The organism is Lysinibacillus sp. CTST325, from assembly GCF_054665055.1.
In genome coordinates, this window is record NZ_BAAFHO010000008.1 from 17,719 (window position 1) to 38,221 (window position 20,503).

11 protein-coding genes and 1 pseudogene are annotated in these 20,503 nt (G+C 36.8%); 3 read left to right on the forward strand and 9 right to left on the reverse strand.

All coding sequences use genetic code 11. The features are described from left to right. Nucleotides 1–55: 55 nt before the first annotated feature. A pseudogene (locus ACYQ73_RS17390) lies at nucleotides 56–735 on the reverse strand (DMT family transporter); the annotation flags it as partial. Nucleotides 736–962: 227 nt separating this feature from the next. Between ACYQ73_RS17390 and ACYQ73_RS17395 the strand changes: the two are divergent. Next, nucleotides 963–2,984 carry an EAL domain-containing protein gene (locus ACYQ73_RS17395; RefSeq protein ID WP_460013655.1) on the forward strand — a complete coding sequence of 674 codons (2,022 nt, stop codon included), beginning with the start codon at nucleotides 963–965 and terminating at the stop codon, nucleotides 2,982–2,984. Between the two features lie 247 nt (nucleotides 2,985–3,231). Here the strand turns inward: ACYQ73_RS17395 and ACYQ73_RS17400 are convergent, their stop codons facing one another. The 3 genes from ACYQ73_RS17400 to ACYQ73_RS17410 form a co-directional block, all read right to left on the reverse strand. Further along, nucleotides 3,232–5,637, reverse strand: coding sequence for a leucine-rich repeat protein (locus tag ACYQ73_RS17400; protein WP_460013656.1), 2,406 nt, complete (start codon nucleotides 5,635–5,637; stop codon nucleotides 3,232–3,234). A gap of 295 nt (nucleotides 5,638–5,932) precedes the next feature. Then, a complete protein-coding gene (locus ACYQ73_RS17405) occupies nucleotides 5,933–6,400 on the reverse strand; it encodes a threonine/serine exporter family protein (RefSeq protein ID WP_460013657.1) in 468 nt (155 codons plus the stop codon). A gap of 12 nt (nucleotides 6,401–6,412) precedes the next feature. Beyond that, nucleotides 6,413–7,165, reverse strand: coding sequence for a threonine/serine exporter family protein (locus ACYQ73_RS17410; RefSeq protein WP_460013658.1), 753 nt, complete (start codon nucleotides 7,163–7,165; stop codon nucleotides 6,413–6,415). Between the two features lie 273 nt (nucleotides 7,166–7,438). Here ACYQ73_RS17410 and ACYQ73_RS17415 point away from each other — a divergent pair, with 273 nt between their 5' ends. Beyond that, nucleotides 7,439–8,845 (forward strand): polysaccharide deacetylase family protein, encoded by a 1,407-nt coding sequence (locus ACYQ73_RS17415; protein ID WP_460013659.1) that lies wholly within the window; start codon nucleotides 7,439–7,441, stop codon nucleotides 8,843–8,845. 467 nt (nucleotides 8,846–9,312) lie between these two features. Here ACYQ73_RS17415 and ACYQ73_RS17420 read toward each other — a convergent pair whose 3' ends face one another. The 5 genes from ACYQ73_RS17420 to ACYQ73_RS17440 form a co-directional block, all read right to left on the reverse strand. Further along, nucleotides 9,313–11,403 carry a beta-propeller domain-containing protein gene (locus ACYQ73_RS17420; RefSeq protein WP_460013660.1) on the reverse strand — a complete coding sequence of 697 codons (2,091 nt, stop codon included), beginning with the start codon at nucleotides 11,401–11,403 and terminating at the stop codon, nucleotides 9,313–9,315. Between the two features lie 236 nt (nucleotides 11,404–11,639). Further along, the gene (locus tag ACYQ73_RS17425; protein ID WP_460013661.1) at nucleotides 11,640–14,870 is read right to left on the reverse strand and encodes a collagenase; all 3,231 of its coding nucleotides are present in this window, start codon (nucleotides 14,868–14,870) and stop codon (nucleotides 11,640–11,642) included. A 412-nt stretch (nucleotides 14,871–15,282) separates the two neighbouring features. Then, nucleotides 15,283–16,476 carry an acyl-CoA dehydrogenase family protein gene (locus ACYQ73_RS17430; protein ID WP_460013662.1) on the reverse strand — a complete coding sequence of 398 codons (1,194 nt, stop codon included), beginning with the start codon at nucleotides 16,474–16,476 and terminating at the stop codon, nucleotides 15,283–15,285. Nucleotides 16,477–16,486: 10 nt separating this feature from the next. Next, nucleotides 16,487–17,659, reverse strand: coding sequence for a saccharopine dehydrogenase family protein (locus ACYQ73_RS17435; protein ID WP_460013663.1), 1,173 nt, complete (start codon nucleotides 17,657–17,659; stop codon nucleotides 16,487–16,489). A 26-nt stretch (nucleotides 17,660–17,685) separates the two neighbouring features. After that, entirely contained in the window at nucleotides 17,686–19,164 is a 1,479-nt protein-coding gene (locus ACYQ73_RS17440) for an aldehyde dehydrogenase family protein (protein WP_460013664.1), read from the reverse strand. Nucleotides 19,165–19,586: 422 nt separating this feature from the next. Here ACYQ73_RS17440 and ACYQ73_RS17445 point away from each other — a divergent pair, with 422 nt between their 5' ends. Further along, nucleotides 19,587–20,387, forward strand: coding sequence for a TIGR00266 family protein (locus ACYQ73_RS17445; RefSeq protein ID WP_460013665.1), 801 nt, complete (start codon nucleotides 19,587–19,589; stop codon nucleotides 20,385–20,387). Nucleotides 20,388–20,503: the final 116 nt, after the last annotated feature.

A 20,503-nucleotide genomic window follows, 5' to 3' on the forward strand; every position in this document is an offset into this window, starting at 1 on the left:
AAGTTCCATAAATTTCAAATATAGTATAGAACTCCTGTGCAGATAGTATTTTTATGCTTTTCCTCCCACCTACAGAAAGCCATGTTACACAAACGAGCATAACGAAGATACCAACTAATTTCCAAAAAAACTAATGATGTACCAAACACGATAACTGAAATAACGATTGCTGTTAGCGGTTCTATACTAGAAAGGATACTTGTCTCTACTTAAAAATAGCACGAAAACCACAGATTTGACTCCAAATGCAACAATTATTCTCTAATGGAAATCCTCCTATAAGCATTCCTCATCCGACAACAAGTAGTACACTCTATACTTTCATCAAACGTGCGGTACAATGTGTAGAAGGCAAACGTAAGACCAAGCGCTCCTCCTCACAATAAGGCTTTACTACTAACTGAAAAATCGTCGGATTAAGTGTTCGTTAGTAGGAGAGGAAAATCCACAAGTGTATCAATAATCCCTATCACTTGATATTTCGATGGCCATTTCTTTAAACTAAGAGAGAACAAATATCGGTGCTAGAAACTGTAATAAGGTAGAAAATACATAGAGGAACTCAGTCTAAGAAAGCCACGTCCTGTGGCAATTTATCAGTAGGTGTTAGGACACCCACTGAATGAAGATAAATATGTAAGTAATAAAATACCTGAATTGTTAACAAAGGAAACTGTCAATGGCGTATGGTTGAGTAACCACTGCATTAAAGGTCCGGTTTCTCCCCCATAACATCGCACCTGAGACGATAAATACTATTTTTTTCAACCTTTCACATAATTCAGGATTCCTATATTCATACTAAAAAATGTTATTTTTCTTCAATTTTTTCCTTATTCCTAACTAAAAAAGTCCCGAGATTTTTTATTATCAAATATTTACAATCATATTCATAATGACTAATTCCCGATAATTAACTATAATAATAGTATATATAGATTACTCAAGGAGATCGAATAATCATGAGTCATATGCATAAATCATTTACGATCGATGAACATTATTTAAATTCACTTCCTTTTCCTGCTATTGTCATGAATCAAGATGGACAAGTTATAAATTTGGGAAAGCTTGCTGAACAGCTATTTGATTTTTCAGCTACTACTATTAAAGAACATACCACTTCATTCATTCATGAAAATTTACTAAGTCAGCTTTCATTAGAGACCTTTCAAGCCATTTTGCAAAATAATGACAGCACGTACATTAATCAAATTCAATTGCAAACGTATACAAATGAAGAAATTACAACAGCGCTACTAGCTAAACCATTTACTGAACAAGGAGAGCATTTCGTTCTTATGATGTTCATGCTACCAGAGTTAATGATTAATACTGTCTCAAGTAGCAGCACTTTCGTAGACTTAAAACAGGGATTAGACTCGACATTTATGACAGTAACACTTGATCATGATGGGTTCATTTTAGAATGTAATAATGAATTTCTAAAAACGAGTCAATGGACACCAAAACGCGTGATTGGCAAAACATTTTGGCAGTTATTCCCTGAAAATAAAGAAAGTGAAAAAATCACAAATACCATCTGGCGGAATTTAAACATTGGCCAAACGTGGCAAGGTGAAATTGAAAAAGTTACAAAAGCTGGCCAGTCTTATTGGGTACTACTTACAGCTATCCCAACGTTTAACATTGAAACAAATGAGCAAGAATTTTTATTAATTGAAAAAGATATCACGAAGTCCAAGACAATACAACATCAGCTTGAAAAAATCGCTTATATCGATACAGAAACAGGCCTTATGAATGCACATCGACTCGAAAAAGTGATTTCCAATATGATTGAGGACGAAAGAAACTTTTCTTTTGTCTATTTAAGTATTGATAAATTTTATACATTAAAAGAGTTACATGATCAGCAAATCGGTCAAAGTCTTATTGTAGAGTTTACAAATCGTATAAAAATGTACTTCCAAGATAGCACAATGGCACGTATTAACGAAAATGATTTTGTCGTGATTACACCATTAAGTGAGTGGTTTATTCAAGGCTTCCTGTCTTACTTACAACAACATCCAATTTATAACAGTAATGTTGCTGTCCCTATTTCTATTAGTGGCGGGATTACACGTTATCCAGAGGATCAAACTACATTCTCCCAACTAATGAAGGCATCCATTGCTACTATTACAACTGTCCGTGAAGCAGGTGGCGATAAAGTCGTCTCACTATCCAAAGCAACACATAAAGCATTAAATCGTAAAGCTTTAATTGAAAAACGTTTACTTCAGGCTCTTGACCAAAAAAATCTAAAAGTCCTCTATCAGCCACAAATTGATGTTACTTCTGGTAAAATCACAGCTGTAGAAGCACTAGTTCGTTGGGAAGATGAAGTAATAGGCGTTGTCTCACCAGATGAGCTTATTCCAATTGCTGAGGAAACTGGTCTTATTAATAATATCGGTTCCTTTATGCTAGAAAAGGCTTGTGAACAGGCACTACTCTGGAAAAAAGCTGGTCTTGATTTAAAAGTATCCATTAACTCTTCTGTACGCGAATTCCGTGATAAAAACATGGCAAAGTCAATCCTTGGAACTTTGGCAAAAACCGGCTGTCCTGCAAGCCTTATTCAAATCGAAATTACCGAGAAATTTGCGCTAGAAGCAGAAGCTGCTACCTCTATCACACAGCAAATGCGTAAGCTTGAAAATGAAGGTATTGCCTTTATCCTAGATGATTTTGGTACCGGGTATGGTTCATTTAGATATATGCAAATTCTACCAATAGATACATTGAAAATCGATAAAACATTTACAAGTTCTTTATTAAAATCTGAGAAAACCCAAAAGCTCATGAACGGTATGGTGCAACTCGGAAAATCTATGGAACTTAAAGTTGTCGCAGAAGGTGTTGAAACGGCTGAACAAGCAGATCTTTTGACTTCTTATGGCTGTGATGCCATTCAAGGTTACTATATTAGTAAGCCAATTCATGCTGAAGAAATTGAAGCATTACTAGTAAAATAGTTAATTTGAAAAAGGAGGTTACGTTTAAGAACGTAACCTCCTTTTTTGTTGTTGGGAAACTATTATGTCAATGAAAGTAAGTTCTCTTACACAAAATGAGCTTTTGATTTCTGTTGAGCACAGCTTATCAAACAAATAGAATCATCACCGTAATGTATGATTGATTTTACATTGCTTCCACTTGAGATAGCTCTCTGTTCCGTATAGGAATCTTTTCTTGATGCAACCTAAGTTTATCAAAATATGATTATTCATTCAGCGGTCCATCTTGAAGTACCCATCTGATCGTTCCTTCATAAGTTTCAGCTTTAGCGGTTCCAGCTCTGACTTCTAAGTAAAACCCGTCCCCGTCCTCTTCCCATGTATCGGAAATATTGACAACTTCACCGTTTGTTGTATCCTTTTTATAAATCTTTGCGGAAGCTTCTTCCGTAAGGATTGAAACATTTCCATCATAACGGTAATGTAAGCTATCTAATGTAGAACCCGTCGTCTTCCCTGTTAATTGCTTATCCATCTTAGCTGTCATTGTCCAAGATGGTTTTTTCGACAGCTCACGATTATCTTTTACCGCTAAAGGCATATCAAAGTTAATAAGTTGATACGTTTTATGTTGTGATGAAATCTTCAGTTCTTCTCCAAAGTCAATCACTTGAGGCGCAGAAACAAATTCCAATATTCCAGTTTTCGACCATTTAGCATATAGTGTGATATCTTTTGTCACTACATCCTGATCGAAGTCCCATACTTTTGTTAGCTCTTTGTCTTTATACCAACCTTCAAATGCGTAGCCTTCTTTTACTGGAGCGTCAGGAGCTATTACTAATTCCCCATATCCTACCTTTTGAGCGGGAACTTCGCTTCCTCCATTGGCATCAAACTTGACAAGCGAACCATACTTAACATAAATAGTCATTGGTTTAGCTACAGAGTAATCCCAGTCTATCGTATAATCTTCATCTTCAAACCATCCCATGAAATATTTACCTTTTTTATACGTACCAAAAGGATACTCCCCTTTAGCCCATTGGAATTTATGTTCTCCATTAAAGGTTACAAAATCAAACGGATTAGCATTAAATGCGTCATTTTCTATTGTTGTTACGCTTACTGGGATTTCTACACTTGCTAATTGATTTGAACCAAATGCTAAGTATCTTATCGTTGCCACTTCGTCGTGAATGCCTATACTTGTTAATTGATTCTGATAAAATGCTTTTTTTTCTATTGTTGTCACCTTGGGTGGGATTTCTACACTTGTTAATTTATTTTTAGAAAATGCGTCCTCTCCTATTGTCATTACATTTGGTGGAATTTTTACACTTGTTAATTGATTATTAGTAAATGCTTGGTTTTCTATCGTTGTCACTTCGTCGTGGATGTCTACACTTGTTAATTGATTATTACCAAACGTCCCATATTCTATTGTTGTCACCTTTGGTGGGATTTTTACGCTCGTTAATTGATTATTAGCAAATGCCCCACTCCCTATTGTTGTCACGCTTTCAGGGATGTCTATACTTTTCAATCGATTTTTTGAAAATGCACCTATTTCTAGCGTTGTCACGCTTTCAGCGATTTTTATACTTGTTAATTGATTATCAGTAAATGCTCTCATTCCTATTGTTGTCACGCCTGAGGGGATTTCCACACTTTCTAATTGATTATGAGAAAATGCATATTCTTCTATCTTTGTCACACTTGAGGGTGAGGATATTTCCACACTTTCTAATTGATTATATGCAAATGCAAATTCTCCTATCGTTGTTACGTTTGACGGAATCGTTACACTTGTTAATTGATTATCTCTAAATGCGTATCTTCCTATCTTTGTCACACTTGAGGGGATTTCCACACCCTCTAATTTATTATTATAAAATGCAAATTCTCCTATCTTTGTCACGCTTGACGGAATCGTTACATTTGTTAATTTATTATGAGCAAATGCACTGTTTCCTATCGTTGTCACACTTGGCGGAATCGTTACATTTGTTAATTTATTATGAGAAAATGCGTCTTTCTCTATCGTTGTCAGGTTTGAAGGTGTGAGGAATTCCACACTTGCTAATTGAGTATCTCTAAATGCACTGTATTCTATTTTTTTAACGCTTGACGGAATCGTTACACTTGTAAAATTTACTTTTTTAGAAAATGCATTGTTTGCTATTTCTATAACCGGTAGATCCTCGATCATATCAGGAATAACAACATCCTGTGGAGTTTGATCTCCTTTCCACCCTGTAATACTGATACCAGGAATATCAATAAATGCCTTTATATAGACAAAATTATCGGCACCATTGAGGACACTAGCCTTCTTTTCTGCGTTCAAAGAGGTATCTTCATCCTCCGTAATAGTAGATGCTTCATCATCTTCTATATCGCTATTTAGATCCTCTTCTGTATTACTATTTAATGAATTATTATCTTTATCTTCTTTATCATCCTCCGTAGGAATCGATGGTTCTTTATCTTCTTCTGTATTACTATTTAGCGAATTATTATCTTTATCTTTATCATCTAGTTGCACTTTGCCATCAGCACTCAGGCTAGAGTCTTCACTACTATTTTCACTATTACTGACTGCATTACCCAATGATAATTGAGAAAATACTAAGAGGATGATCATTAAAAGTAAACCTGCTTTTTTCATGTTCAAATCTCCTTTCACCATATTAAAAAAACAGCAAAGATATCTATCCTTAAATGGATATTCTCCATTATTTCCTGTATAGTTATTAACACTAACCATTTTCACAAAAGCAAGCAAATCAACATTTTCTGGTTTTCGAACAAATACTGATTATCGATTTACTTGCAATTTTCGCTAAGTTATGTAAGCGCTAACTGATTACAACCTAAAAAGCGCGCGAAATCAATTTATAAACGTTGATTTCGCGCGCTTTTCTGATATGAATTTTTTATTTTGCTTTGATTGATGAAGAGCCTTATTTCTTGTAGACCTTTTGGAATTTCGCCTTACCGTTGCGTACAGAACGGAAAATAAGCTGTATTAGTACCTCTGCAAATACAAGTCCTATAACGATGGCACCTGTAATTAAAAATGCCTTTAATCCGTACTGTAGCCCTTGTACATAATCATCTTCTACAACATTTCTCATTGCATTATAAGCCATACCTCCCGGAACTAACGGGATAATACCTCCGACAATAAAAATAATCATCGGCATTTTGAAGCGTCGTGCATACAAATGGGAAACGATAGCAATTACGAAAGAGCTAAAGAATGAAGCATTTACTACATCCATGCCATGCTCTGTTAGGACGAAGTAAATCATCCAGCCTACTACTCCAACAAAACCACAATAAATGAGGGTTTTTCTAGGTACATTAAAAATAATGGCGATCCCTGCAGTCGCAAAAAAGCTAAGAATCAACTGTATGATATAGTCCATGTCATCTGCCTCCTAAAACGATAGAGTGACGGCAATAGCTGCACCGATTGCAAAAGCTGTTATAAAGGCCTCTACGCCCTTCGCCATCCCCGACATAAAATGACCTGCTATTAAATCCCGAACTGCATTCGTGATCAAAATACCTGGTACTAGTGGCATAACGGAGCTAATAACAATTTTATCTATTTCCGTACCATGGCCATATTTCACTGAAAAGACAGCAATAGACCCTACTACTAATGAAGCTGTAAATTCTGCAAAAAATTTCACTTTTGTTAAATCATTTATCAATAAAAGCACTAGGAAGCCTAACCCCCCTGCTAAACAAGCAAAAAGGAAATCAGACCATCCCCCCTTAAACATTATAAGGAAACAACCACTCGCAAGAGCCGCTGATATGACTTGAATATATGTTGGTAAAAAATAATTTGTTTTTTGTATCGACTTTAGCTCGTCATAAGCTTCTTCTAATGTTATCATGTGAGATGTGAGTCTCCGAGATACTGAATTTACCAAGGCTATTTTTTGTAAATCTGTTACCCTGTTGGAAATTGATGTAATTCTCGTCGGCTGTGTCTTGCCTAACGAAAAAATGATCCCAGTAGGTGTAGCATAACATTGCGCATCTAGCATATTTTGAGAATGTGCCATGCGTAGCATTGTATCCTCTACACGGTATGTTTCTGCACCACTTTCAATCATAATTCGACCTGCAAGCAATAAGCAGTCAATCGTAAATTCATTATCCACTTCATGTAAAACCATTACAGTTATCTGCCTCCTTTAAAAGGTTCCTTGCCAATAGTATCGAACTGCAAATAAAAACTCAACAAAAAAATTTTTTTAACTTTTAACCAAAGTACTTTGGCTTTCATATGTTAGAAATGGTAAGCAAATGGGTAATTTATTCATGAAAATGGGTTTCCCATAAATTGATAGCAAAACTTTATAGATTCGTATAACTTTTTCAAAGACTAACACGTCTGATTTTATAAGCAGTATAGAAAAATAAATATGGAAAGGAGCGTATCCACCAAAATGCCGGAACGCAGAAAAAGACGCGGCCCAATGATTGATTTCCTATTAATTGGCCTCATCATTACATTAACAACTATTATTTTAGTCATTGTCCTATCAAAGGATGACTTTAAGTTTCAAAAAATTAGTGCCTCTAAAGAGACAACTTCAGATTCAATAAAGAGTAATCTATCAACAGAAAGCTCTGCGTTTCCAGGTATACGTATTGTAACAGATGTCTCTAATGACAAGCGAACTCCTTTTTCTATTCACTATCCAGAAACAGATAATAAAGCTTTTAACGATGCTGTATTACAGTACATAACGGATTCAAAAGAAAACTATCTGTCATCTATGAAAGAAAATAAAGATAAAGAGGTAATGGGTGAGCTTAATATTAATTTGGAACCTTTCCCATATCAAAAGCATTACTATTCCTTTGTACTAACAAAAATGTTGTATACAGGCGGCGCCAACCCTGAGGTTTCAACAAAAACATTCTTCATCAATCAAGAAACTGGTGAACTAATCTCCATTAAAACATTGTTGAACAACGATAAAAACAACTTATCAGCCTTAGCTACTCATGTACGTAACGACTTACAACAAAACCTCAAGTTAAAGGATGAGCTTTTCAAGGATGATTTAATAAAGTCAACTGAACCGAAGTGGTCTAACTTTAATCGCTTTGCTATCGTTGATGATTCAATACAATTCTACTTTGATGAGTACGAGATTGCTAGCGGAGCAGCTGGTTCACCAATTGTGAAGCTCCCACTATCACTTATTAATCCGTTGTTAGCTTCTGAATTCCAGATCGCGATGGAAAAACCGGTAAAGCCAACTAATACAGGAGATCCAAACAAAAAGCGTATTGCCTTAACTTTTGATGATGGCCCACATCCAAAGGTTACAGAACAGATTTTAGATACGCTCGATAAATATCATGCAAAAGCTACCTTCTTTATGCTTGGTAGTCGTGTACAATATTATCCTGATATCGCAAGAGACGTTCTTGCACGAGGACATGAAATAGGTAATCATTCATGGAACCACCCTGTATTAACAAAACTGTCACTAGAGTCGGCAGTAAATCAATATACATCTACAGTTGCGGAGATAGAAAAGGCCATTAATCAAAAGCCAACTGTATTTAGACCACCATATGGAGCAACAAACAAGGCTATTAACGCTCAAATTCCAATTCCTGTTGTTTTATGGTCGATTGATACATTAGACTGGAAGCATCGCAATGCACAACAGTTACTACCTAATGTTAAAAATAATTTACACAATAACGCCATTGTCTTAATGCATGATATTCATCAATCAACTGCCGATGGTCTTGATTCCGTTCTTGCTTATTTACAAGGGCAAGGCTATGAATTCGTGACAGTATCAGAAATTCTTCCATATCGTCAAAAATAAAAAAAAGTCCAATAAACCTTGAGTTTATTGGATTTTCTTTTGTTAAAAAACTTATTACATCAGTGAACTTCGGCATAACGAGAGGTTAATCACTCGCTTTCCTATGGGCCTTTCGCACAGATAAAAAACATTGTTGCTGTCGCTTCTTCGGGAGGTGGATGTCGATAAAAAGTAAAAGTTAGTAGATAAAATGCGAAAGTTAGTAGATAAAACGTGAAAGTTGGTAGATAAAAAGCAAAAGTTAGTAGATAAAACTCAAAAGTTGGGTGATATTTTATTAAAACGTATGTCATGCGGATAAGTTGATTGGAGTGGCACCCCCAGGAAGCTTTGCTCTGTGCGAAAACGAAGCGTCAGCACCAAAGCGCCCAGCCGGAACGAAAATCAATCCCTTGCTGTGCAGAAGAGCCTTGTCAACAACATGAAAAGTCCAATAAACTCCACCTTGAGTTTATTGGACTTTCTTTTTATTTGATCGTTAATGTATCAAGCGGTTTGAAGTCTGTTAGCTGATAGCTTTTTACTTCATTGTTAGCTACTGTGTAAAGAGCGTCATCTATATAGACTACTCGCTGTACACGCTGTTCCCAATTTTCATATTGGTCGCCAGTGCTTTTATGAACAATATTTCCTTTTAGGATGATTCCTTTATCTGCAGTGATTTCATAGATTTGTGCGCCTTGACCTTTGTAGACGATTTCATCACCCTTCCCTGCATCATATAAGACAACTGGGAAACCAAAGTAATTGTATTCCTTGTTGCGGAATAGCGCTTTAGGATTGTATTGAACTTCGGAATATGAGCCTTCTCCACCGATTTTTACTGTTGATTGTTCCCTAGGATTTTTGAAATCTGAAACATCAAACAATGACATTTTCATATTAGTTGTAACCGTAAAATTACGCTTCGAATATGCATCATAGCGTTGCTCGGTATCATAGCCGATGCCGATTAAATGCGTATCGTCTAATGGATGCAAATAGTTACTAAAGCCTGGAATCTTTAGCTCACCTAGCACCGTTGGCTTTTTCGGATTTGCGACATCAATAACAAACAGCGGATCCACTTGCTTAAATGTTACTACATATGCTTTTTCGCCCATAAAGCGTGCAGAATACACTTTTTCACCAGGAGCTAAATTTTTTACTGCACCGAGCTCTTGTAAATTTTTATCTAAAATAAATAGGTGGTTTCGTGATACTTTTTGTTCATCCCATGCATTTCCTTCAGTTGTAACGATGCGGAAATTGTCTTCATACTCATCCATTGAGTATTGATTTAACACTGTTCCTTTTACTTCCGTAGTACCAACAAAATTCATGACAGTTCCATCAACATTCCATTTAAAAACTTGTGTATTTGTTGTTCTTGGCATCCAGATTCTATCCATAATGAGGCCAGCAGCAGGCACTGGATTTCCATCATAAATGGGTGTTGTTAAATAAAGAGCATTCTCCGACATATAAAGTCCACTACTACCGCCTAAGTATCCCTTAGTATTCGCAGCTGTCTTTGCGCCATTTTTTAAATCCACTGCTGTAATTAAGCTATATGTTCCATCCATTGTATTTGGTAAAATAGAAATTTTCTCTAGAGGTAAACTTTTGTACTCATTTCCTTCTACACTATCAAATATTTTCGGTTTTAAATCCGGCGTTTTTTGCTCTCTCAGCATCCAATAATTCGGATACATATTACCGATTAAATATAATGTGTCATTTGTAATTCGAATATCTTGTATATATCCCTCTTGCCCCACTTCACGTATGAGCTTCGGTTTCTTTTGGTTTGAAATATCATACAAAGTAGCTGTCGACATGCTTGTGCCTACTTTTTCTAAATATTCATCCCCTATCGCTATTAATAAATTGTCATACAATGCTAGCTTCGAAATATATTGTGACTCCTTCAGCTTGATTGTTGTTACTAACTTTAAATTTTTTGGATCTTTAGCATTCACTACAGTAATGCCATGATCTTTTACAGCATAAATAAAGCCATCTTTGACAACAACTACATCGCCTTCCTCCACTCCTTCGACTTGATTATTCGTTGTAGAGGATTTGTCTGCACTCGCTTTGTTATCGCTCTTTTCCAATTCTACGGTTGCCTCATTCAGTTCTTTTTGTGAGTTAGCTAAAAGTGTTTCGAAATATTGTTGTAGTTCTTTTTCTGATTTTACAGCTTCAAGCTTTTCAATGATGGTAAATGCTATTACTTGCGATGTTGTTTTAGGTCCATCCAGTACAAACGCTTCTTTTTTCACATGTAATTTATAGCTTCCAGGTGCTACATCGCTTACGATAATTGTCTTTTTATCTTCACCCAATGTTACTGTTGCTGTTACCTTTTGATTTTTGCTATTTGTTACGTAAACATTGTCTTTCGCTATTTCGTTTTCTTTTAGTGCCTCCGTAAAGGATACTTGCCAACTATGGGTTGTCATACTCGCACTCGCTGTCTGTGCCTCTACTTTCGGGGTCGAGACCAGTATAATAATTCCTGGCAAAATAGCTAGTACTGCGATGAGTAAAATTGCTAACCACTTCTTTTTCATTATTTTTCCTACCTTTCATAAACTTGTTTATTAATTAGACTGTCAAAGCGTAGGAAAGTTACAGTATTCTGAATTTTTTCTCAGTAAAAAACGAGAGGAAGTGAATCCCTCTCGGCTTATATAGACTATAATTACGAGCAGCAGCTAATGTATTCTACGTTAGCTGCTGCTCTTTTTTATGGTTAGACACTTGATATTTTAGAGACCAGATCAGCCTCTACTAATTAAAAATATAATTATTGTACATTTACTGTATATGTCCCGTTTTCATTATCAAATTTATAAATATATAAATAATACTTTCCTCGTTCTGCAGTAAATTTACCTTTTATAACATTTCCATCTTCCTGCCCATAGGATGCGTAATTTTGCATATCAGACTCATGATAAAGCACCCATGTCATTCCGATTTGATTTTCATTTACGACAGAAATATCTATTTCTTTTGGAGACGTAACATCGAATGTGTATACATCCGTATGATCATCATCAAACAAACTACCTTTTAGGGGCATATTAAATGGAATCACATTCGCTTCTTCTGGACGATTATTTGGTTCTATATCTGTTTTTACTTCATTCTGTACATTTACTGTATATGTCCCATTTTCATTATCAAATTTATAAATATATAAATAATACTTTCCTGGTTCTGCAGTAAGTTTACCTTTTATACTATTTCCATCTTCCTGTCCAAATGATACGTAATTTTGCATATCAGACTCATGATAAAGCACCCATGTCATTCCAATTTGATTTTCATTTAAGACAGAAATATCTATTTCTTCCGGAGATGTAACATCGAATGTGTATACATCCGTATCATTATCATCAATCAAACTACCTTTTAGGGGCGTATTAAATGGAATTATTTTCGCTTCTTCCGGATGATTATTCTCTGTTTGTGCTCCCTTACGTACAGTTACAATTGCATGATCCTTACTTTCTATTCCCTTATCATTTTTCACTGTTAATGTCACATTATATGTGCCTTCTTTTTCGTAAGCATGAGTAGGGTTTGCCTCTTCACTTGTTTTTCCATCACCAAAATCCCAAAGGTAAGAAACTATTTCTCCATCATTATCTTTTGAACCATCGCTCTTGAACTGGATTTCTTCATTTTCGATTCCAGCGTATGGACCATTTATATTTACAATAGGTGCTTGATGATCTCCTTCATCCGTCGCAACGCCGTGGAAAACAATATCATATTCAAACTGGTTTGCTGCATTCACACGGTAGTTTACAAAATACGCTGTCACAGTTTTATAGCCGCTCCACTCTTTTTGCGACAGTTGATCTAGTACTTGGTTCACTTGTTCACTCATCGTTTTCCAGTCTTTAGATTCACCTTTTGTTTCACCACCTACATACGTACCTTCGACTGTAAACGTATTAAAAAATTGAGACTTATGTTTTGTAATTTTTGCATCTTTTACATGAGCAACATCGGCAATTTCTTGGACTACTTCATTTAACGCTTTTGGTTCATGTTTCACTAAATAATCTTCTGATACTTGTGGCACCTCGTATTTTTCTTGATTATCAATCAATTGCTGCATATAAGCTTGGTATTCCGAATTCAGTTGTGGATCTTTACTTAATACATCGCGATACGCATCATAATTTTTCACATCGTTCGCTCGAATTAAATCTTGAATCTTAACAAATGTATCAAATTGATGATTATACATATAAGACTGCAGTGCAAATGAATAATTATAAAAATCCCAGGATCCATATTTTGCAAACATTGTTTGTTCAGCTGTGTAGCGTTGTGATGGTTCATATGATAATCCACTAATAATACTATTACGTGGAACCACATCATTTGTACGTGTTGATCCTGCAAAGAACTCCGCATTTCCTTCCTGGAACCATGTTAGTCGTTCATTCTGATACATATCTCCCGTTCCGAATAAACCAGGAACCTCGTATCTTCCCTGTAAATAATGTGTAAATTCATGGCGGAACAACTCTTCTAAACTATAAATACTTTGCTCCGGCGTACGTTCATATGTAAAGAAAGTTCCCTTCTCTTCAATATAAATACCACCATTATTTGTTTCATACCCGTACAATTGACGATTTATTCGATATTGATTTGGAGAGTCATAAATGACAACTGTTAATACATCGTCAGCATTGCCTGGTTCTAATGCTTTATCATTCCCAATTACACGGTGATATTGTGCTTTTACTTCTTTTGCAGCCCAGTATAATCTTTGAATTTTGTCTTCTGTTACGTTATTTCCCGTCTTAAATACAATCGATCCATTATCAAATGTATATGTTTTCGGTAAGTACTGCTTCTTTCCCTCTTCACGCATTTTCTGTAAATCTAGTGTATTGCCACTATAGTCTTTTCCACCATAATTTGTAGTAAGTTGCTCTACTGCCACAAAATAAGCTTCACTTAAATATGGATACATATGCAACGCTTGTGTAACTACTTCTAAACCTTTATCCGGATTACTATGGAATCCTCCTAAACGCCCTGCATAATAAATGCCATTATTGATTAACCAACTATTGTTATCTGTTACATTATGTATAAGAGCAATTTTATTCACTTCATTGATGAAACTATCCATCTTTCCATACCACATCGTCGTATTAGCCTCTTTACCTGTCTCATGCAAATACGACTGTAAGTCATAATCAATTCCATGTATTAAATCATAGATAGCTTGCCCTTTTAAAGAATCGCTTTCATATGTAGAGAGATTTTCGTTATACTGTTTTAAAATCTTCGCAGCATACTGAACTGTTTCTGCATCACTAGAAGCATTACCTATTAATTTCCCATAGGCGGATACTACTTTATCTTGCTCATCTGTACCAAGTTTAAAGTTCGGATTCTTAGCCATTTCCTTTAATGCTGGTAAACACTTATCATGGAAACTTCGCTCATTTAAATAACCTAGTTCCTTATTATAAAATCCAACATAAAAAGCAGAACGCAATAGCTCAACAAATGTTTCAATACCCTTTGAATCATCTTTCGTAAAAGAACTTCCTCTTTTCCCTAATTCATTGATAATAACTTGCATGCGTTCTTTATTTTGATAAAAAGCTTTTGTTTCATCATTGAATTGGAATAGGTCTGTAATTTGATACCAGCGAATATTTCCTAGCGTATCAATTAGCTCACTATCGCTCATTCTATTAAGCTCTGCCATCGAGTACTTTTCCTGCAATTGCTTCGTTTCATCAAGCTTTATAGTTGGAGCTGGGTGTTCCGAAAAATCTCCCATTTCCAAACGTTTTTCAAATGATAATGTTTCATCAGCCGTTGTAGAATGTGCATTTACATCTTTCGGAGTATCTATGCCAACAGGCTTCATTTGTAATACATTATAAGGCGTTTTTTCTGCTGCTGATACTTCCGCTTGTAACGCTCCAAACGACAGTGCCATTGTACTTACTCCAATTAACACTTGATTGAGTTTTAATTTCTTTTTCACAACAAATCCTCCTATAGTACTAGCTTTACATAGTGGTAATATATTGATTATTTGGAACTATATTGCCCATCTAAAAATAACATATTATGTGAATAAAGCAATATAAAATGTTATTTTTAGTAATATTTTCTTGCATAATTTGAACGTTAAGACACAATTAGACGATAAAACCATTATTTAACATAAAAAAAAGAACCCGAAATTCGGATCCCTAACTAGAAAGCAACTGTATCATTTATACTTTCTACGGCCACTAAGACCACTAGTAAAAAGCCGATTATCCCTTTAACGTTTAGGAAATCGGCTTTTTCTTTATGAATTTCACATTTTGTAGATGCTACCTCCGAAAGAAGTTAAAAGAAGCAAGTCTAATTAACGTCGAATCAATCAATAAAAAGTCACCATAAAACGCTTATTCTTCAAATGGCCATTTTGGTAGCATTTTTGCCAATGACTTATCTTGACGTTTTCCTAATACATAGTCAGCCTGCATAATTGTATGAATTTCACGTGTACCCTCATAGATAACCGGTGCTTTCGAGTTACGTAAATAACGAGCGACCGGATATTCATCCGAATAACCATATGCTCCATGAATTTGAACAGCATCATCCGCAGCTTTATTGGCAAAATCACAAGCCTGCCACTTTGCTAATGATGTCTCTCGCGTATTACGGACACCTTTGTTTTTTAACTCTCCAACACGATATACAAGTAAGCGACTCATTTGATAGCCCGCTTCCATGTTAGCAATCATCTGTCCTACTAGCTGGTGCTCGCCAATGGGTTTACCAAATGTTTCGCGTTCATGACAGTATTTCACACTTGCCTCGAGACACGCTTGAATAAGACCAACAGCACCTGCAGCTACTGTAAAACGACCATTATCTAACGCAGACATAGCAATTTTAAAGCCTTCTCCCTCTTCTCCAAGGCGATTCTCTATAGGTATACGTAGATTTTCAAAAAAGAGCTCGCCCGTATTACCAGCACGGATTCCGTATTTACCTTTAATGGCCTTCGATGTAAAACCCGCCATGGAACGCTCTACGATAAATGCGCTAATGCCATGATGCTTCTTCGATTTATCAGTGTAGGCAAAAACGATAAAATGGTCAGCTATATCACATAACGAAATCCATGTTTTCTGTCCATTTAACACGTAAAAGTCTCCATCCCTTACAGCGGTGGTAGACATTGCGGCTACATCTGACCCTGCTCCGGGCTCTGTTAAACCAAATGCCCCAATCCGAACTCCTTTTGCCTGTGGAACAAGATATTGCTGTTTTTGCGCCTCTGTTCCCCATTGCATTAAAGTCATGCTATTCAAACCTGTATGAACTGAAACAGCTGTGCGAAACGCTGTATCTCCACGTTCAAGCTCTTCACAAACGATGGCGAGTGCATTGTAATCCATTCCACTACCACCGTATTGTTCTGGTACACAAACACCCATTAAGCCTAGCTCAGCAAGTCTTGACCAAATCTTCGGATCGAAGCCACCCTCAGCATCCCACTTCGCAATATGTGGAATAATCTCGGCATCCACAAACTGCCTCACTGTTTTACGTAGCATTTCTTGCTCAGTGGTAAATTCGAAATTCATAACCAAGCACCTACCATTTCACAATCATTGCTGATATATGAGACGTCTCCTTAATGACAACACCACGTTTTGCCATCTCTCGAATATAAATGTCGCCCGGTACAATTGATTCAGGTGCAAATACACCGCGCTCTGTAATTTTATTTTCCCCAATCATTTGGGCAACGACAGAAATTGTATTTGCTGTCGCACGAGCCATAGCCGTTTCATTAATCGTCATATCTTTACGCACAACCATTTCGAACTCATAAGTCACTTGTTGTTGCGCTTTTTCACCCGCTACAATTACGCGCAGTAGCACTGCATCTGGTTTTGTACCAAGCTCAAGTTTCTTTTTAAGTGCCTCACGAACAACTGGGCGCACAGAAACTTCTTGATCTTCTACCTCTACCTTATTACTAGCATCGAGGAATCCTAAATCTGCTAATAACTTAAATTTCTCTGCATGTCCTTTATAACGAATCGTTTTATATTCTAGTGTTTGGACATTTGGGAATGTCTTATCCAACGTCGATATACCGCCAGATGTATAAAATGCCTCAAGCACACCAAAATCTTTGAAATAAATAGGTTCAACGCCTGATAACGACGGAACTTCTTGAAGTTTACCTTTTAGAATCACTTTTGATGGCTCTGTGTAATGATCAAAGACACCATCTAGAGAAAATACGCGTGTGTAGTGAAGAGGTGGTTTCGGCTCTGTAGGAATACCGCCTACAAATAGTTTAATAGATTCTACCTCATCTAACTTCGAAGCACCGTAACCCGCTAAAATGTTGACCATACCTGGAGCAACACCCAAGTCTGGAATAATGGTTACACCTTTTGCTTTTGCCTCTTCGTCAAGATCTAATATTTTTTCTGTTACACCGCCAATATGACCACCTAAATCCACGGAATGAACACCAGCTGCGATTGCCGCTCTTGCTACACGCTCATTAAAGGAATAGAATAATGCATTAACGACTACATTGCCTTTTGAGATAACTTCCATTAACGAGTCGTCGCACTCAGCATGAAGCTCTACAACCTCAATCTTATCTGTATTTAATGAGTCCACAAAGTTCTGCGCTATATTCACGTCTATATCCCCTAAAAATACACGCTCCACTTTGCTATTTTTTATTAAATCACGAGCTACCTCTTTCCCCATTAAACCTGCACCTAATACAACAACTTTCATCAAGAACATCCCCTTTCATTGATCTGTTATTCTGTATCGATTTGTGCTCTTTGTAATTTACCGCTATAGTCCACATAAATACTTTTCCATTCTGTATAGACATCTAAAGCAGCTACACCCGAGTCACGATGACCGTTCCCCGTGCCTTTTGTGCCACCAAATGGCAAATGGATTTCAGCACCTGTCGTGCCAGCATTCACATAAACAATACCTGTATCTAAATCTCGTTGTGCGCGGAAAATCGTATTCACATCTTGTGAGAAAATTGAACTGGATAAGCCAAATTTTACGCCATTGTTTACTTCGATTGCTTCATCCAAACTTGCTACTTCAATTAAAGAAACGACCGGACCAAAGATTTCTTCCTGTGCAATAATCATGTCAGGCTTCACGTTGGTAAATAGTGTAGGCTCATAATAAACCCCTTTATCATAAGGAGGCTCAGATAAAATTCTACCTCCAGCTAACAACGTTGCCCCTTCCTGTTTGCCGATTTGCACATAGTGATTAATCTTTTCTAATGCGGCTTTGTTAATCACAGGTCCAATTTTCACACCTTCATCCAGGCCGTCCCCAATTGTTAGCTTTTGCATTTCGTCTAATAGACGTTTTTCTAGTTCCTCTTTTACATCTTTATGCACGATCACGCGACTACATGCTGTGCATCTTTGTCCAGCAGTGCCAAATGCACTCCATAAAATGCCTTCAGTGGCTAGCTGTAAATCGGCATCATCCATAACGATGACTGCATTTTTTCCACCCATCTCTAATGAAATCTTCTTTAGGTGTTTACCGCCTAGCTCTGCTACCTTGCTGCCTGTTGTTGTAGAGCCGGTAAATGAAATGACCTTAACATCTGGATGTTCAATCAATGCTGTCCCAACTGTTGGCCCCGTACCAAAGACGATATTTGCTACCCCGCCTGGTAAGCCAATCTCTTCAAAAATTTTGCCCATCTCATACGCCATCATTGGCGTCTCATTCGACGGCTTCCAAATGAACGTATTGCCAGCAACTATTGCAGGGAATGACTTCCAAGTAGCAATAGCTACAGGGAAATTCCACGGAGTTATTAAACCTACAACGCCAATTGGTGCCCGTACACTCATGGCAAATTTATTAGCTAGCTCTGACGGTGTTGTCTCCCCAAATAACCGTCGCCCTTCACCAGCCATATAATAGGCCATGTCTATCCCTTCCTGTACTTCACCTCTAGCTTCCTCAATAACCTTCCCCATCTCTTTTGTTAAAACGGTCGCCAAATGTTCCTTCTTCTCTTTCATTTTTTGACCGATGGCATATAAATAGTCAGCACGTTTAGGTGCAGGTACTAATGCCCAGCTTTTTTGTGCATTTTTTGCAACCGCTACCGCTTCATTTACCTCACTTGCAGTAGATAACGGTATTGTAGCTAGCTGCTCCCCATTTGCAGGGTTGGTCACTACTATACTTTGTAAATGTGAATGTGTTACCCATTCACCGCCGATATAGTTTTTGATTTCCACTACATACACCCCCTGAACTATCTATTGTGCCTCTGCCTCAATGTTACCAATTGCATTGCTTTCAGACAGATTCATCTATTACTCTATAGTATATAGAATTAGATATGTCAAAATTCCGAATTTTTAATATATGGATGTCTGGAGAACATGCTTTTGAATTAATAACATCGGTGACAATCGTCAGAGGCTTTATTTTCTTTAGCTGAACATTGATGTCATCTGATTCCGTGACATCCGCTAAAAGAAGTTAAAACAATCACAAATTTTCAGCTGAATGAAAATAAAAAATACTCATTCTAGTTTTTTATATTCGACATTTACTAGCTTATTCCCTTTTTTTCTAAAATATTTAATTGTGCAATGAAACTAATGCAACTTATAATCGTATATAATAACAAAATTAATTTTTGGAGGAATCCTTAATGAATAATCACGAAATTGACTACAAATTATATGGCGATGATATGCAATACGTGCAAGTGGAGCTTGACCCTCAAGAAACCGTGGTAGCTGAAGCTGGAGCTTTAATGATGATGGATGATTCCATCCATATGGAAACGATCTTTGGCGATGGTTCAAGAGAAAGCCTAGAAAGTGGTCTTATGGGTAAATTATTTGGAGCTGGAAAACGTTTAATTACAGGTGAAAGTTTATTCATGACGACATTTACGAACGTTGGTTCAGGTAAACGCCATGTGTATTTTGCTTCTCCATACCCTGGTAAGATTATTCCAATGGATTTAAGCCAATTAAACGGAAAGATTGTTTGTCAAAAAGATGCATTTTTAGCTGCCGCTAAAGGTGTTTCAATCGGTATTGAATTCCAGAAAAAAATCGGTGTTGGCTTCTTTGGTGGTGAAGGCTTCATTATGCAAAAGCTTGAAGGAGACGGCATGGCTTTTGTACATGCAGGCGGCACTATTCACGAAAAGACACTAGCACCCGGTGAAGTATTACGTGTTGATACAGGCTGTTTAGTTGCTATGACATCTGATGTAGATTACGATATCGAGATGGTCAAGGGCGTAAAAACTGCTTTATTTGGCGGTGAAGGTATCTTCTTCGCTACTTTAAAGGGTCCGGGTAAAGTATGGATTCAATCATTACCATTTAGCCGATTAGCAAGCCGTGTCTTCGCTGCAGCACCAATTTCTCAAGGCGGTGGCGGTCAATCTAAAGGTGAAGGTGGCATTGGCGGTTTATTTGATATGTTTAATAGATAATGGACGCTATTTATTAAGAGGCTGGGACAAATGTGTTTCAGCCAACAAAAATACCGAACTATCCAATGAAACTCTCATGACGTGTTTCGGAATAGTTCGGTTTTTCTATTTATCGT